The 15,794-nt window shown below is 58.7% G+C and carries 10 protein-coding genes; all 10 read right to left on the reverse strand.

Annotated elements, in window-relative coordinates:
* Window positions 1–281: 281 nt before the first annotated feature.
* Window positions 282–1,061: a CAP domain-containing protein gene (locus JX325_RS05630; protein ID WP_204790184.1), complete on the reverse strand. Its 780-nt coding sequence runs from the start codon at window positions 1,059–1,061 to the stop codon at window positions 282–284.
* A 408-nt stretch (window positions 1,062–1,469) separates the two neighbouring features.
* A complete protein-coding gene (locus JX325_RS05635) occupies window positions 1,470–1,610 on the reverse strand; it encodes a hypothetical protein (RefSeq protein WP_204790185.1) in 141 nt (46 codons plus the stop codon).
* Window positions 1,607–2,359 carry a hypothetical protein gene (locus JX325_RS05640; protein ID WP_204790186.1) on the reverse strand — a complete coding sequence of 251 codons (753 nt, stop codon included), beginning with the start codon at window positions 2,357–2,359 and terminating at the stop codon, window positions 1,607–1,609. The genes JX325_RS05635 and JX325_RS05640 overlap by 4 nt, the downstream gene beginning before the upstream one ends.
* A complete protein-coding gene (locus tag JX325_RS05645) occupies window positions 2,356–3,219 on the reverse strand; it encodes a hypothetical protein (RefSeq protein WP_243413941.1) in 864 nt (287 codons plus the stop codon). The genes JX325_RS05640 and JX325_RS05645 overlap by 4 nt, the downstream gene beginning before the upstream one ends.
* 59 nt (window positions 3,220–3,278) lie before the next feature.
* Window positions 3,279–3,791, reverse strand: coding sequence for a single-stranded DNA-binding protein (locus tag JX325_RS17965; protein WP_243413942.1), 513 nt, complete (start codon window positions 3,789–3,791; stop codon window positions 3,279–3,281).
* A gap of 85 nt (window positions 3,792–3,876) precedes the next feature.
* On the reverse strand, window positions 3,877–11,517 hold the full coding sequence (locus JX325_RS05660; RefSeq protein ID WP_204790188.1) for a SpaA isopeptide-forming pilin-related protein: 7,641 nt from the start codon (window positions 11,515–11,517) through the stop codon (window positions 3,877–3,879).
* 89 nt (window positions 11,518–11,606) lie between these two features.
* Window positions 11,607–12,395, reverse strand: a complete 789-nt coding sequence (locus tag JX325_RS05665; RefSeq protein WP_243413943.1) for a CAP domain-containing protein — start codon at window positions 12,393–12,395, stop codon at window positions 11,607–11,609.
* A gap of 94 nt (window positions 12,396–12,489) precedes the next feature.
* Window positions 12,490–13,362, reverse strand: a complete 873-nt coding sequence (locus JX325_RS05670) for a class D sortase (RefSeq protein ID WP_204790192.1) — start codon at window positions 13,360–13,362, stop codon at window positions 12,490–12,492.
* Window positions 13,362–14,255, reverse strand: a complete 894-nt coding sequence (locus JX325_RS05675; RefSeq protein ID WP_204790189.1) for a hypothetical protein — start codon at window positions 14,253–14,255, stop codon at window positions 13,362–13,364. The genes JX325_RS05670 and JX325_RS05675 overlap by 1 nt, the downstream gene beginning before the upstream one ends.
* A 21-nt stretch (window positions 14,256–14,276) precedes the next feature.
* Window positions 14,277–15,794, reverse strand: a 1,518-nt coding sequence (locus tag JX325_RS05680) for a DUF3991 and TOPRIM domain-containing protein (RefSeq protein ID WP_204790190.1), incomplete at its 5' end; no start/stop codon positions are given.

Below are 15,794 nucleotides of genomic sequence, written 5' to 3' on the forward strand. Positions count from 1 at the left end.
TGATAGAGCCATTATTTCCACCAGCCGGGAACAGAAGCAAATGGGAAAAGCGGGAACTGGTAGATGCAGTGTTATACCACTATGCGAACAATTGCAATCTGCACTATGATTATCCGTTGTGGTTGATAAAGGGCTTTAATTCTTTGTTTACAGCTATGCAATATCTGAGTAGTAAATCTGTGCCCTCCCGGCGTTATATTTTTCTGTCTGTACCCTGTTTTCTGCCATCACGAGGGAAGGCCATCCAGTTTCTTGGACGGCCCTCTTTGAGTATTATTTGATTACGCATAGAAGTTGACGCTGTTAGGTATTCCAACGAACATATAGCAGTAGGTGATGCCGTCGCACTGGGTCACGCCCACGCCGATACAGTCGCATCTCGGGTCGATCATGGTCTCGAAGTGCCCAGGGGAGTTGATCCAGTTGTCGACGGTGCGCCGGGCGGCGTTTACTGTGCCGGTGAACACGGTGAGGTTGGACCCGAAGCCGTAAGGATAGCCGGCGTCGACAGCGGCCTGGCTTTCCTCCGGAGCGTGATGCCAGGTGTATCGCCGGTTGGAGCAGGCTTGGGCGGCGTTCATCAAGGCCTCGCTGATCGGTAGCTCTGGCACCCCGTTGTCCTTTCGGGTTTGGTTGATGAGCCGGATCATCTCCTGCCGTATCTCCAGGTTGCCCATCAGGTCGGCGCTATCCCCGCTGGCAGGTGCTTCCGACGCAGCGGGGGCTACGGAGCCGACCGTCAGCATCATGCTCCCGCGCTCCCCGGCACTGTTGGATGCGGTGATCTCCGCAGTTCCAGACCCTTTGGCGACAGCCACCCAGAAGGTCAGCACTTGCTCCACCGCCACCGTGTCCGGGTCGCTGGAGGTGACGGCGTACTCCGTACTGCTGGGGCCGATGATGAGGCCACTGCGCTCTCCCACTTCCAGGAAACTACCCTTGCAGCTACTCACCCGGACGGTTTCGTCAGTCGCCTCCGCTGCCATTGCGGGGATGGTGAGAACGATAGTGAGGGTGGCCGCGGTCAGTACGGCGGAAATGCGTTTTTTCATGCTGGTCATACGTTTTCCTCCTGTATTCCATATTTTGGGGTACTTTTGCAAGCAATACAATACTGGAATGGAGTCCGTAAGTCGAGCGATTTTCGGGAATAAAATGTAGAAATACAGAGGTGAAAAGCAAGCAAATTATACAGTATCTGTGTGCGACAGGACTTTAGGAAATCTGCTTATCATTGTAGACGGAGGTGCAATTCATCGCTTGATACTTCCTCTGAGTTGACAGCCGGTTTAAGACAGCCNGATTCAAATTTGACCACTTTCTTGGCCTGGAACAATATTGCTTCAGGACTGGAAACCCAAGTGCCGCAAGGGTTTCTGACCACATAACCAGCCACAGACAGGCGTGGAATACATGGAAATGCTGTTTTCAAAGAGTGCCGGAAAGCAAATGAAATAGAACAGAAACGGCTATAAACATGCGGAAAATATGTAAAAAATATTGCCATGGCAGTTGGTGAACAGTGTGTCAAGAATTTCATTTTCCGCTTCCGGTGGCAGAATCGGCCTGCCGGGAGGGCTTGCCGCCCGCGCGGGATATTCTTTGCTCATCGTTCCTTTCCTCCTCTCTTTTTCGGCGTTTTCTTCCCGTTATGGTCAAAATCGGGGAGCGCCACCGCCTCATGGTTATGGCGGCTGACGTAGACGCCGTTGATCTGCACCGCCTGACCTTTTTGGAAGCCTACGGGGGCGGCATCCGGATTCAGGGCCGCATGGATAAACTCTTTTCGGTTTTCTTTAGGCGTGAAAACGCTGTAGGTGTGCTCACTTATCCGGTGCAGGAAAGCGGCGTGCTGGAGATCCGGCTGGCTGGAGATGAATTCAGCGACGGCCTTTTCCTCCAGAATAAGCGGCCCAGGGACTTCTTTCTCCAGCTCCGCGCCCAGCTTATCAATGTACCGGAGCATTTCCCGCACATTGCCGCACACAAATTCCGGCGTTCCGAAGCCGTACCGCTCTGTGGTCAGCGCCCATTTTCCAGACTGGCAGGGATGATCCAGGGTGATTAGAAAATACTTCCCATCCCGTTTCCCGGACAGCGGCTCAAAGCGGACGTCGTCGTACATCTGGCCAGTGGTCAGGGCGTTATTTTTGAACCAGACATAGTAGTTGTCCAGGATGAAGGGGGAGGTAATTCCCATGACCACCTTGGCGATTTTCTTCAGCCGTCCGGCGAGAGCTTTATCCTGGCAGAACCAGTCGTACCAGCCCGCCCCGCATTGTGTGTGAATGTCCGGGCTGTCGTAAAATCCGGCCTTGAACTGCTCCTGCCATTGGCGGACGGAGATTTCTTCTCTCATGAGGAGCCCTCCTCTCTTTGCGGCAGAAAGGTTTGCAGGATATCCGCGATGGCGGAGAACACAATCGCCAGCTCGCGGGCCTCTTTGACAGAATCCTCGATTTCGTCGGGCCGCATGCGGGTGTTCTCCACCCAGATACGGACGTTTTCCTCCGTGGGGGTCAGCAGGACGGCTCGCTCAAAGGCTTTACAGAAGAGAGAAGCGATCTTGCCCCGGCGGTCCGCCTCAGCGTCGATGGCCTGGACCTCCTTTTTCGCTTTCAGAAGCTCCACCGCCTGAGCGGCGGCCTCCTCCCGTTCCTCCTCCGGCAGCTCCTGAACCTGACGGGTGATGTTGTAGCCCTGGTTCACGGACAGGTCCCCGCTGTCCAGGGCCTCCTTCACGGTGGATGGGGCGTGCTCATCAATTTGCATGACCTTGCCCATGGTGACCTCGCCAATGCCAACCGACTCAGCCAGTTCTTTCCTCGTGCTGACAGGAGGGAGCGCTTCTGACAATGTTGTCAAAAGCGCTCCCTCTCCAGATTTGTCTCCTCCGGCCGCAGCCTGATTGGCCCTGGCCTTCGCCTCAATATCCGGCCTCAGCTTCAGGGCGATCTTGCCCAGCTCCCACTTCTCCAGGTTCCGGCGGCCCCGCTGGTTCTCAATGGCCCAGCGNTTCGCCTCCAGCAAGTCCTCAAACGAGAACACCGCCATTTTATACGGAATCCCGTGCTCCTCACACAGCCGCTGGCGGTTATGTCCGTCGATGATGCCCATATCCTCATTGACGATGATAGGCGAGTAGCATCCGTTTTTCAGCAGGTCCGCTTCCAGGGCGGTCAGCTGCTCCCCCGTGAGAGGGGGGAGCAGCTCNGCCATCTCCNGCAGCACCACNGNGGTCCGGTCCGCGCTGCCATATTCGACGCCAGTGTTCCGCATTAAGCGATGGCCTCACTCTCAGGCATCCCGCAGGCGGCGGCCTCCCGGTTTGCTCTGGCAGCGTCAATGGCCCCGGCGGCCTCCCGCGCCTTTCTGGGGGAAAGCACTTCCACATCGCTGGGCTTGATGAGGAAGCCGGGCTGGCGGGTGGGGTCCTTCGTCGGAGCAAGCTCCATATCCTTCGCTTCCGCCTGTGGCGAAAGCTCACTCATTTCGCTGCTCCTCCTCTCCCCATGGGACCCGCTGCGCTGGGCTCCCATGGGGGCCCCAAACGTGACAGTTTCGAAGTCCCCGACGGCGGCCAGCTTGCAGCCCTTATAGGCCATGGCGGCGCAGCGTTCCGCCAGGGGGCCGCGGACCTTGATGGAGATAAAATCGGTGAGGCGGGTTCCGTCCTTGGCCCGGTAGCGCCGGTCCGAGGCGATCCGCAGGATGGCGTAGGGCCTGCCGTCCTCCTGAGTCTTCAGCTCCACGTCGTTGGTCAGGTTTCCGGTTGCGGCAATTTTCAGCATAGACAGTCTCCTTCTTTGGTGATATATTTATAATGTATAGGACTACAGGCGGCCCGCCGGAAAGCGGACCGCCTGGGCGCGGGAATCAATAGCCGGTACGGGGCAGTTTGGGCACGGAGGGCTTCTTTCCGTAGACGGTGGTCACCCAGCGGCTGACCGCCTGGACCCATACGCCTTGGTAGGTGCCGCCCACGTCCGCCTTGTTTACAAAGGAACTGGCGGCGATGCTGGACACGGCCTTGCAGTGGATCATGGGCTTCTCCACCTGGGCGAAGCCGCCGGGGACCTGCCCAAAGACGAACATGATTTCTGTGACCCGCTCGTTGCTGGCGAGGCCCAGAGCCGTGGCGGAGGCGGCGAGGGTGTAGTTTTTCTGGGTGGAGAGGTTGTCCGCCAGGGTCTGGGGCTCTCCTCCGTTCACCCGGTAGGTGATCTTATAGGTTCCGGGGAAGTTATAGGTGCCGGTGACGATCTTCTCCAGCCGCACCTCGGCGGGAAGCGTGTCCCGCCAATAGAAATTGTCAAGGCGCACNNTGGAGCTGTTGNCGATGCCGGAGAATATGTAATTGACCGGCTGGCCCGCCATGACCTCGGCGGGGCCGGTCTTGGTGATGGACACGCCGGTGGTCATGCTCTTGTTTGTCACTTCGAAGCGGACGATCTGGCCTTCGTGCTCCAGGTATGCCGTCAGGGGCGTTTCGTTTACGCCGTAATTGGCGGGCGCTTTGACCTCCCGGATGGTATAGCGGCCCAGAGGGAGCTNANGGGAAACGNCGAGGCCCCGGCCATCGCTGCGGATGGTGTCCACGAGGTTGCTGGCCTTGTCGTAGATTTCAAAGACCGCGCCCTCCAGCAGCGTTCCGGCGGGGAGGCCATTGGTGGAATTGTAGTCGGCGGATTTCTTTGTGATCTGAATCTGACCGGAAATGGGGGTGNTCTCCCACTNCACTAGGGTGGTCTCCCCGGGCTTTACATAGACGGTTTTCATCTGGGTGTCCGTGATGTAGCCCTCGTTCTCCAGTTCCCGCAGGTAGTAGCGGCCTGCCGTGGTGATGCCCTCGATGTACACATACCCGGAATTGTCGCTGGTGTACTGCCCGATGGGAGTGTTGGCGCTGTCGTACAGCAGGAAGCTGACGCCATAGATGCCTTTCTTGGTGACAGAATCAACCTTGTGAATTAAAATGCCCGAGAAAGCCTTGTTCGTCACCGTGAGTGTGGTGGTTTCGCCATCCTTGATGGTGAAATACTGCGGGGTTTCATCGACCTTGAAGCCCTTTGCGGCCTCAATCTCGACGGCATAGTAATCCCCGGTGTCCAGGTCCGCATGGACCCGGCCCGTGGAATCCGTAACGACGGTTTCCACCAGAGCGCCGTCCATTCTGCGGATTTCAAACTTGACGTTGGGAATGCGCTGGGTTTTGTCGGCCTCGTTGACCTTGATCAGCTCCAGGCCGCCTGCAGGGACATTTTCAAAGGTGATGGTCTGGGTGTCATTGGCGTTCACCTGGACAGTCTGGCGCTTGGTGTTCGGATCGATGACATAGCCGGGGAGCGTTTCGATTTCCTCCACGATTATCGTGCCCACAATACCGGGGATTTTGATCTGGCCCAGGGAATCCGTCGTGTAGAGACCGTTGGAGGAAATCTTTCCGCCATCCAGGTCCACATTGGAGCCGTCGGCGTAGGTGATTTTGAATTTCACACCCGCCAGCGGCTTCTTGGTTGCGGCGTCGATCTTGTTGATGATCAGCCCTCCGGCTTTCTTGTTCCAGAAGGTCAGGCTCTGGGCCTCGCCCTCCTTGATGAGGATGCTCTGGGGCTGACCGTCGAGGATGTAGCCGTCCAGGGTCTTGGTTTCTTTGACGGTGATGGTCGTGCCGGGGGTCAGGCCGGGGATGGAAATGCGTCCATCCTTGTCGGTGGTATAGTAGCCGTTGTTGGGTCCCACGACAGCCCCGGAACTGTCTGTTACCAGAAATTCCACGCCAGCCAGCGGCTCATTGTCGCTGCCGTCGATGAATTTTTGAATCGTCAGCGTGTTGGCGGGGATGTTGTAAAAGGTTGCCGTCTGTGTTTCCTGGGGATTGACCGTAATAGTCTGGCTCTCTCTGCCCGGTTCGATGGTATATCCGGGCAGGGGCCGGGTTTCCTTGATTACAACTGTCCCCACGATGCCGGAGATATGGATTTCCCCGTGGTCATCAGTNGTATAGAGGCCCTTGCTGGAGAGGTGTCCATTGTCTGTGTCAACGTAGCCGCCCTCAGCATAGATTACCTCAAATTCTACGCCAGCCAGAGGCTTTCCGGTTTGCTTATCCAGCTTGCGGATAATCAGCGAACCGGCGGGTTCATTCCAGAAGGTGAGATTCTGAGCCTTGCCCGCCTCGATCTTGATGCTCTGGGGACGGCCATCCAGGACGTAACCGTCCACGGTTTTGATCTCCTGGGCGGTGATGGTGGTGCCGGGTTCCAGGCCCTCCAGCACAATCTCGCCCGCATTGTTTGTGTAGTAGATGCCTCCGTCGGGATTCAAGGGCTTGCCGGAGCCGTCCACCACTTTGAAGGCTACGCCAGCCAGGGGTTCGTTGGCGGTTCCCTCAATGTACTTGTGGATTGTCAGCGTCATCTTGGGGTCGTTCTCGAAAGTGAGATCGTTGTTGCCTCCGCTGGAACTTCCTCCGGAACTGGTCCCGCCGGAAGAGCCGCTGGTCCAGCTGTTGCCGGAGCCATTTTGGACGATGATGGTCTTGGGCGTGGTGTCCAAAACATAGCCGTCCGGGACTCTGCTTTCAGACACCACAACGGTGCTGCCGGGGATGAGGCCCGTTACTACGACGGTCCCGTCCTTTCCGGTAGTGTAGCGGCCCAGCACATTGCCATTGCCGTCCTTGACGGTAAACTCCGTGTTGGGCACAGGCTTTCCGGTGACAGAATCCAACTTGGTCAGCGTCAGGCTGCACATGGGTTCGTTGTAGAAGCGGAGGGTCTGGGTATCCTGGGGATTGACCACGACGGTCTGGCTCTTGCTGTTGGGGTCCATGACATAGCCGTCGGGGGCTTTTTCCTCCGTGACCACCAGGGTACCAGTCACTTGGGTGATCTTGATCTGCCCGTTGCTGTCGGTGGTGTAGATGCCGTTGGAAGAAAGTTTGCCGCCCTCGGTGTCGACCACGCGCCCGTCGGCGTAGAGCACCTTGAACTGTGCGCCCGCCAAGGGGGCCTTTGTGACGGAATCCAGTTTTTCAATGATGAGAGTTCCGGCCCGTTTGTTCCAGAACGTGAGGCGCTGTACCTCGCCGCCCTTGATGAGAATGTCCTGGGGCGTTCCATCCAGCACGAAGCCGTCCACCGTCTTGATCTCACGGGCCTTCACAGTAGTGCCGGGTTCAATGCCGCTCAGCACGATCTCGCCGGCNTTGTCCGTGNAATAGGTCCCATCATCAGGGCCGACNGCCGCTCCGGAGCCGTCGGTGACCTTGAACGCAACGCCGCTCAGAGGCTCGTTTTCGGTGCCCTCAATGAACTTTTGAATAATCAGTGTTGTTCCGGGCTGATTGTCAAAAATCAGGCCGTTGGCCACACCGGAGCGGACGACGATATTCTTCGGCGTCTGATCCAGAATGTAGCCCTTCGGCGCTTTCTGCTCAGACACGACAACGGTAGCGTTGGGCTTCAGGCCGGAGACCGTCACAGTACCGTCGGCGCCGGTGGTGTAGAGCCCATTGTTGGGGCCGGCCACATGCCCGTCGCTGTACTGGACCAGGAACTGCGCCCCAGCCAGAGGCTTATGGGTCACGGCGTCCCGCTTCAGGATGGTCAGGGTGCAGAGAGGGGCGTCATAGAATCGGAGTGTCTGCGTGTCCCCGGCGTTGACCACCACCGTCTGGGGCGTGGGGTCCTTCTCATAAAAATCAGGGGCTTTGTCCTCCGTCACGACATAGGTGCCGGGCTGAATTTTGGAGATTACGATCTGTCCATTCTGGTCCGTGGTATAGAGGCCATTGCTGGAGGTGAGTCCCTCATTATCGGGGAGCAGCTCTCCATTAGCATTGGTAATTTTGAACCGTGCTCCGGCCAAGGGTTCCTTGGTGATCTTGTCATACTTTTCGACAATGAGCCCGCCCTTCGGAGTATTGGTCACGATGACCGTTTGGGTGTCTCCGTTGGGGCCAATTACCACGTTTTTGCTGGGTTCGTCCATGACATAGCCAACCGGGGCCTTGACTTCCGTCAGTACATACGCGCCGGGGGCGAGGTTGGAAATCCGAATCTCACCATTGCTGTCGGTGGTAAAGATTCCGTTCTGCGTGAGCGTAGCGGAGCCGATGACACCGTCCAGGCCCACTTCGCAGCCANCGGCGGTTGTCACCCGGAACTGAGCGCCGGGGNGGGGCTGGCCGCTGACGCTGTCCCGCTTCTGGATAATCAGTTTTCCCTTGGGCTGGTTCTTGAAGGTCAGGCTGACCGTCCGGCCCTCCTTANTTTGGACGGTCTGCGACTGCGTGTCAATGATGAATCCGTCCGGGGCCTTGGTTTCCGTCACGATCACGCTCTTGCCGGGCTTCAAGCCCTCAATGCGAATTTCTCCGTGAGCGTCAGTCCGGTAAATCCCATTGGAATCACCGATCAGGGTGCCGTCCGCATAGGTGACTTTGAACTCGGCGTCCTGGAGGGTGATGCTGGGATTGACGGAGCAAACCTTCCTGATAAGGAGCAGGCCGTCCGGGGCGTTGTCAAAGGTGACAGTGATTACATTCTGCACTCCGTCATCCGAAATGTAGACCGTTTCAGAGGAATTGATGATGGAATACCCATCAGCGGGGTCGATCTCCTCCACGATATAGGTGCCCGCAGTGAGGCCCGTCCAGATGCAGGTGCCGTTTTTCCCGGTGACCTTCTGCCCGATNACCGTGCCGCCCGTGCCGGAGGTGCCGCCCAGGAAACGGAGCTGGAAGGTGCAGCCAGGCAGGGCCTCGCCGGTAACAGAGTCATACTTCTCAACGACGATCCCGTTTAAGGGTTCGTTCTGGAAAGTGACGGTTTTGCTCTCGTTTCCGTGGATAATGACCTTCTGTGTGGTGGGTTCCTTCATCTGGAAGCCGGGAGCGGGAGCCACCTCGGTGATGGTGTACTCGCCGGGGTAGAGCTTTTTCCCCTGCTCATGGAGCTTGATCTCGCCTCGGGCGTCCGTGAAAATGTAGCCGAAATCAATGGTGGCGGGGGCTTCGGCAGCTTCGCCATTGCTGGTGTAGGTCACATGGAATTTCGCCCCCTCAATGGGAGCGCCTGCCACGCTGTCTTCCTTGNAGATGGTCAGCTCGGGGGCCTTGCGGTTCTTGAACGTCAGCTTCTTCACATCTCCGGCGTTCAGGGAAACCGTTTGCACCCGGTCGGCGTCCTTGTCTGGGAGGAAGTAAGGCGCGGGGACGGAAATCTCCGTGACCCGGTAGGTGCCGGGCTCCACCCGCTTCGTTACCATGCCGTCCGGCCCGGTCTTCCAATCGTCCTGAAAATCGCCGTTGATGGCCTCTACCCGGAAGACGGTATCGGGGATCGGCTCCTGACTGTCCGCGTCGATCTTATAAAGGGTCAGCTCCGGCTTCTTCAGGTTTTCAAAAATGACTTCCTTCTCGTCGCCGCCGTTGAGGGAGATCGTCTTGGTCCGCTCCTCGCCAATCACATACGGCTCAGGGACGGACTGCTCGGTGATGCGGTAGCTGCCGGGGGCCACCCGCAGCTCCACGGAGCCGTCCGCGCCGGTGGTCAGGTTCTGACGGTAGTCGCCGTCAATGGCCTCCAGCAGAAAAACGGTGCCGGGGATTTTTTCGCCGGTGCCCTTCTCCACCTTCGAGATTTTGAGCAGAGGCTGTTTCAGGTTGTCGAAGATGAGCTGCTGATCGTCGCCAGCCCCCAGCCAGATCGTCTGGGTGGGCTCGTCGCTGACAACCCAGGGGTCCGGGACGCTCTTTTCCGTGACCTCGTAAGAATCCACGGGGATGCCTGTGAGGACCGCTTTGCCGTCCGGTCCGGTCTCCACATCCTGGTGATACCCGTAGTGAATACCCTTGATCTCAAAATGGGTGTCCGGGATGACGTCGCCGGTCTGGGCGTCCCGTTTCAGAATCGTCAGGTTGGGCAGTTTTTTATCTGCCGCAGTGACGGTGATGGTTCCTCCGCCATTGACGTCCGCTTGATCGACATGAGCGAGGACTGGCTCGACCAGCTTGGCAAAAGGCGACGGCGCGGAGACCTCGACGAAAGCGTACATTCCTTCGGTCACGTCCGTCACCGTGATACTGCCATCTTCCCTGGTGGCCTCGGTGCCGATGATCTGCCCGTCCTTCAGGATATTGAACACCGCGCCGGGGAGAGGATTGTTGGAATCGTCCAGCTTGATAAGCTGAATTTTTACCTTGCTGTCGTTTTCGAAAACGAGGGAAACATCGGATTTTCCATCCCAATGGAAGCTCTGCTTCACCTTGTTCTGGTCAGGGCTCTTGGTGTAGCCCTCCGGGGGAGTCATTTCCTCCGCGACATAACTGCCAATGGGCATGGAATCCCAGGGCACGTCCGTGAGCCAGCCGCCCTCGACGGTGGTGTAGGTCCCCACAAAGCTGTTATCCACGCCTACGATTTTAATAACTGCTCCGGCGAGGCCCTTAGTGNGATTATCCGCGTCTACCTTGCGGATGCTGCCCTCCCCGGTAATGGTGGTGGAGTCCCGGAAGGTGACCGTCACAGTATTATTCCCATTGCTGGGCAGGGTGACATACTGCGGGGCGGCGCTGTCGATTTCATAGCCCTCCGGGGCGGAGGTCTCTGTTACGGCATAGGTCCCGGCGCTGAGGCCGCTGATCCGGTAAGTGCCGTTCTGGCCCGTGACCACGTCCTTGGAATAGGAGCCGTNGGTGGATTCAATGTGGAATCCGGCTCCGNGNAGACCCTTGGAGGGATTGGTGGCGTCCACCTTCTTGACGATGAGGACGTATTCCTCCTGCTCAATGTGCTCTACCGTCAGGTCGCCCAGGATGATCTTCTGCACAGACCCGGCGGGGTGGGCGGAGCTGCCGGCGCCGGTGAAGGTGTATTCATACACAGCGCACTTGCCCCAAACGCCCTGGCTGCCCAGGTCCAGGATGAACTGGGTCCGGTCCCGGAAGGAGCTCTCGCCCTGCTTCTGGTCGATGCTGGTGTAGTGGGTGCCCTCCAGGGTGTTGTACACAGCCATGAGCTCCTCGGCGCAGGCCACGACAGGATCGCTCATGCTGCCCTGCTGATACCGCCAGATGCAAGCCTGCACCCAGGCGTTCATATACCACCGATACCCGGGGCCCCAGACGTCCGCCACGCCCAGGGCCTCCGCCTCGTCGGTGAAGACGCCGGTGGAATGGGCGTAGTAATAGGCCATCATGGTTTCCACGGTGGGGTCGGAGATTGACCGCTTGTTCCCCCAGGTCTGGCCCTGGAGAGACGTTCCCATGTCTCCACCCTTGGTGCCGCAGAAGCCGGTGGTAATCTGGTTTCCGTTTGCGAAGGTCATTTCATGGAGAGTGCAGCGCCCCAGGGCCGCGGACTGATACGCCACGCCGGAGTGGCCGAACTCCTTCAGCGTGATGGTGTCGCTTGCGGCAAAGGCCGTGGTGGGGAACAGGCCCAGCACGCAGACCAGCGTCAGCAGCAGGGCCGTCAGGCGCGTTCGCAGGGAANGATGTTTTTCGTTCATAAAGGGTTCCTTTCCAAACTGAATTTTTGAAAGAAAAAAGGCCCATTAGCGATTTGCTAATGGGCCTCCGTGTGATGTGAGATCGTTCCTTATTCGTAGGGATTATGGCTGGTAGGATCACCTACGACCATGTAGCAGTAGGCTTTTCCGTTTTTGAAGGTGACGCCGGTGCCGACATGGGACGCCTCCTCCAGCAGCATGGTTTTATAGTGCCCAGGAGACTCGATCCAATAATCGATGGCCTGCCGGGCGATGTCCGGGCAGTCATAGGCGCCGAACATGGTGAGGTTGTAGAGCCCGCCGTGAGGCCAGCCGTAGCGGATGAGGGCCATGTGGTCATAGGGCCGATGCTCCGTGACGCACTGGCTGGAGACGTCCTGAGCGGCGTTCATGAGAGACTCGTCCGTGGGCAGTTCTGCCAATCCATGCTCCCGGCGTACCTCGTTGATGAGCCGGACCATCTCCAGGCGAATGTCCAGGTTGGCGGAGAGGTCCAGGGTATCCGCCTGGGCAAGAGCAGACGTTTCTTTTTGGAAGTCGTCTGCCGCCTCGGCGGTTCCTACCGTCAGCGTCAGGCTGCCGGCGGTTCCGTCCGCATTGGTGACGGTGATCTCAGCCGTGCCCTCCGCCTTGGCCACGGCCACCCAATAGGTCAGGACTCGTTCGAGGGTGATAACCTCCGGGGCGCTGGAGCTTGCTTGGTATTCCGTTCCAGCAGGACCGATGATGAGGCAGCTCCTTTCGCCTGCCTCCAGGGTATTGCCCTTGTAGCTGCCTACCCGGATCTCCGGGTCCGCCGCCAGGGCCGGGCCCGCCAGCAGCGCCGCGGACAGTATGCCAGCCGCCAACATCCCAAACACTTTACTGTTTCTTTTCATAGCTTTTCCTCCATTTCCGTGATTTTGTCAGGGCTTTCGCAACCGCAACACTACCACAGATTCGGAGGATTGTCGAATGGAATCGCTGAACAGCTTAATCCGTCAGCTCAACCGCTCTCACACACCAACGGAGGTCCCGCTCATCCCGGACGCAGGTGTACAGCGTCAGGCAGTTGTCGGAGGTGTTCTCCAAGCTGCTCCGGTCCGTTTCCGTCACCTTGGCCACGGAGGTCACCTCATAGGTCCGGGTTCCCTCCTTGGTGGAGAGGGTGATCTCATCGCCGGCCTCCAGGGTATGGATTTTGNCGAAGTACGAATTGGTNCCCCGATTATGGGCGGCCAATCCGACGTTGCCGTTCCAGATGGAGGTTTCCTCGAAGTGGCCCACGCCTTTCTTCAGCGCGGCGCTGTCCGTGCCCTGGACGATCTTGACATTCAGGCCGATGGCGGGGATTTTCAGGGTACCCAGGGAGCCGTTGCTGTAGTAGCTGTCCTCGGTGACGCTGGTGAAGCCCACGGAAGCCGTGTCATTGGGCCGGGTGGTAACGGTGAAATGCTCCGGGGGAGTGGAGGAACCGGAAGAGCCGGTGTCTAAGATCGACGTGCTGGGCAAAANTCCGCCCATNCCGCTNGAGNTACCGTTCTCCGAAACAGAGTAATTTGCGCTGCCCACCTGATTCACCAGCCCGCCGGAGAGCGCTCCAGGAACAAGGTTCGGGGTCAAGTATTCGCCGGAGCCGGGGAGGTAGCTGGTAGGAGTGCCGAAGCCAGGAGCCACCAGGGCCACGTTTTTGCTCCGGTCCACGTTGGGGTTTTCAACTTCATAGATGGTATCGTCGCTGGTGGGCCGGGCGAAGAGGAAATCGTCCGCCCCGTCATAGCTGTACTCCAATGCGCTGGCCTGGACGGCGCACAGGACGCAGATCATGCAGGCCAGCAGGAACAGTCTGAACTTTTTCAATGGCATCATCTCCTTCTGATTTTCTTGTACACAAAGGCACCGCCGAGAGCCAGCACCAGAACCGCGCCGCCGATCATAAGCGGGCGCTTGATACCGGAAGCATCAACGGGTTCGCCGTCCTGAACGCCGGAGTCCTTCGGGGCCTCGGTGCTGCCGAACACGGCGGTATAGGTGACCACATTGCAGCCGGTCTTGGAAACCTCGCCGGAGTAGTCGGCGGTCACCGTATACCCGGTGGCGTATTNGCTGGAGGTGCTGCCGGTATACCGGGCCGTGGCGGTGTAGCGGGTGACCACGCCCTCGCCGGACTCCTGAGTGGAATTGCTCCACTGCACGTCCGCCAGGGTCAAGCTCCGTCCGCCGTCCGAGATGGTCTTGGGCACCAGGGACAGGTCCGCGTCCGACAAATTCGGATANGTACGAGTCGCAGACACTGTGCCGGTCTTGGTGGCGTAGCCGTCCGTGGTCACCTTGACCGTGGTGTGGTCCAGGTGCAGCTTCCCGGTGTAGCCGTCCTCCGTGACGGTTTCGATCTCGGTATCCAGAGTCTGGAGGATTTTCTCCATGTTATTGGTGTCGCTGGGGATGGTCACGGTCTGGACATGGGGCTTGGTATCCACCCCCACCTCGTCCTTCCGGGTCATTTCCAGCAGGTAGTACAGCCGCCCGTTTCGCTCGAAGTCCTCCGTGGGAATGAGGCTGGGGTCATCGTCCAGGGACAGCTGATACACCTTCTGGATGCGAAGCTCGTCGAAGTCACCGTAGGTGTATTCCTCTACGGAAATGGGGTAATANNCGCTGTCCCTGCCCGGTCCGGATTCTTCGGCGGCCTGGACGGGAACGGACAGAAGCGTGGAAAGCAGGAATGCAGCCAGGAGCAAAGGAATCGATCTTTTCATAAGTAATGTTCTCCTATTTTATTATCGTTCCGCCTCATGGCGGGAAGGAGCCGCTCTCTGGGGCGGAGCGATTGTTTTCTCAATGGAACCGCCAATCTGACGGCTCATGCCTTGAATCTCTTTCAGGAAGGCCAGCCGGTCCTCGATCTCCCAGCCCTGGCAGCGCTCCGCCATCTTCGTCAGGTCCGGCAGCTCCCGCTGGATACCGAAGCGGCGGCAAAGGATGTACGACACGCTCTGGGCGCTCAGCTCACAGCACTCCCGGCTGTAAACAGGATTGCGGCCCCGGTCATGAAACCGGGCCTGGGCGATCTCGGCGGCGGCCGCCGCAAACGCCTGGCTGTCNGAGAGTTCAGTGTCAATAGCCAGGGTCATCTGCCGGGGGTCGTAATAGGCCCCAGATTCCAGATTTTCTCCGGCGACCACCTGAACGGGCGCGAAATTCAGCAGGGCGGTCAAGGCCGCTTCCATAGCTTCGGTGTCATCCCTCAGCTGAGGCGTTCGCAGCTCCCGGCCCTGGGTCTGGGCGATATCGTAGACGCTGGTGAGGTTGTAGCCCCGGCCCGTGGCGGACCGGGTGAAGATGCTGGCGCCGTTTTTCAGCTCCGGGTCCAGAACAAAGCGGCCCAGGTCCTTCCAGTGGCCGCGGGTATGGACCACGGTGGCCTCCGGGAGCTGGGCCATGGCCAGGGCGATGTTGCCGGAACTATAGGAGGGGTTGTACCCCTGAAGCTCCAGGTAACGGGCAAATTTCTGAGGGTCCTTGGTGATCTGTATGACGCTGGCATCCCGGAGGGCAGCGGCGGTTTCCTTGTCCGCCTGCCGTTCCTCCCGCCATTTGGCGTCCGCTGTGGATTTGTCGCTGATGATTTTGCCTAAGTTCGCCATGGGATTGGATTCCTCCTTTTGTGTGGGATTTTTGTTCTTTTGGGGCTTTTTCACCTCCTCCAGCACCCCTGTGAGCTTGTACATAAGCTGGGCGTTCCAGTCCTTGCCGTACTTGGGAACCCGAATCTCCACCTCATACCCGGCCTCCCGATACCTCCCCCGCATCTCCTTTGCCGCCGCGATCCCCGGCCCGTCGTTGTCCAGCAGGAGCTTAATGGATTTCAAATGAGGATGGTCCCGAAGGTAGGTGTCCAGGGACCCGCTGTACAGCCCGCAGAGGGCGACGGCATTGCTGTGGACCTCCGGGCAGAGGGTGCAGAAGCTCATGAGGTCTATGGGGGCCTCGAAGACCGCAACCTCCTCAATTTCCGGATCGCAGGGCAGGCGGAAGCCGATCTTCTTGTCGCTGCCGAGAACGTCCCGCTTGAAGCCGGAGCCCCCCTGATCGCAGGTGCCTCGCTTGCTGGCAAACCTGGGCTGGCCGCTGCCGTCCCTGCCAACAAATACGCAATTGTGATATGGGGCGTCCTCGTAGAGAAGCCCGGTGTCCAGAAAGCGTTGGATTACCTGAGACGCAATTCCCCGCTTGCGAAGGTACGCAAACACCCGGCGCTGGTCCGAATTTGCGGGCGGCAGGACGAAGGGCGGCTT

Source organism: Oscillibacter sp. CU971 (assembly GCF_905219725.1).
Classification (GTDB): domain Bacteria; phylum Bacillota; class Clostridia; order Oscillospirales; family Oscillospiraceae; genus Oscillibacter.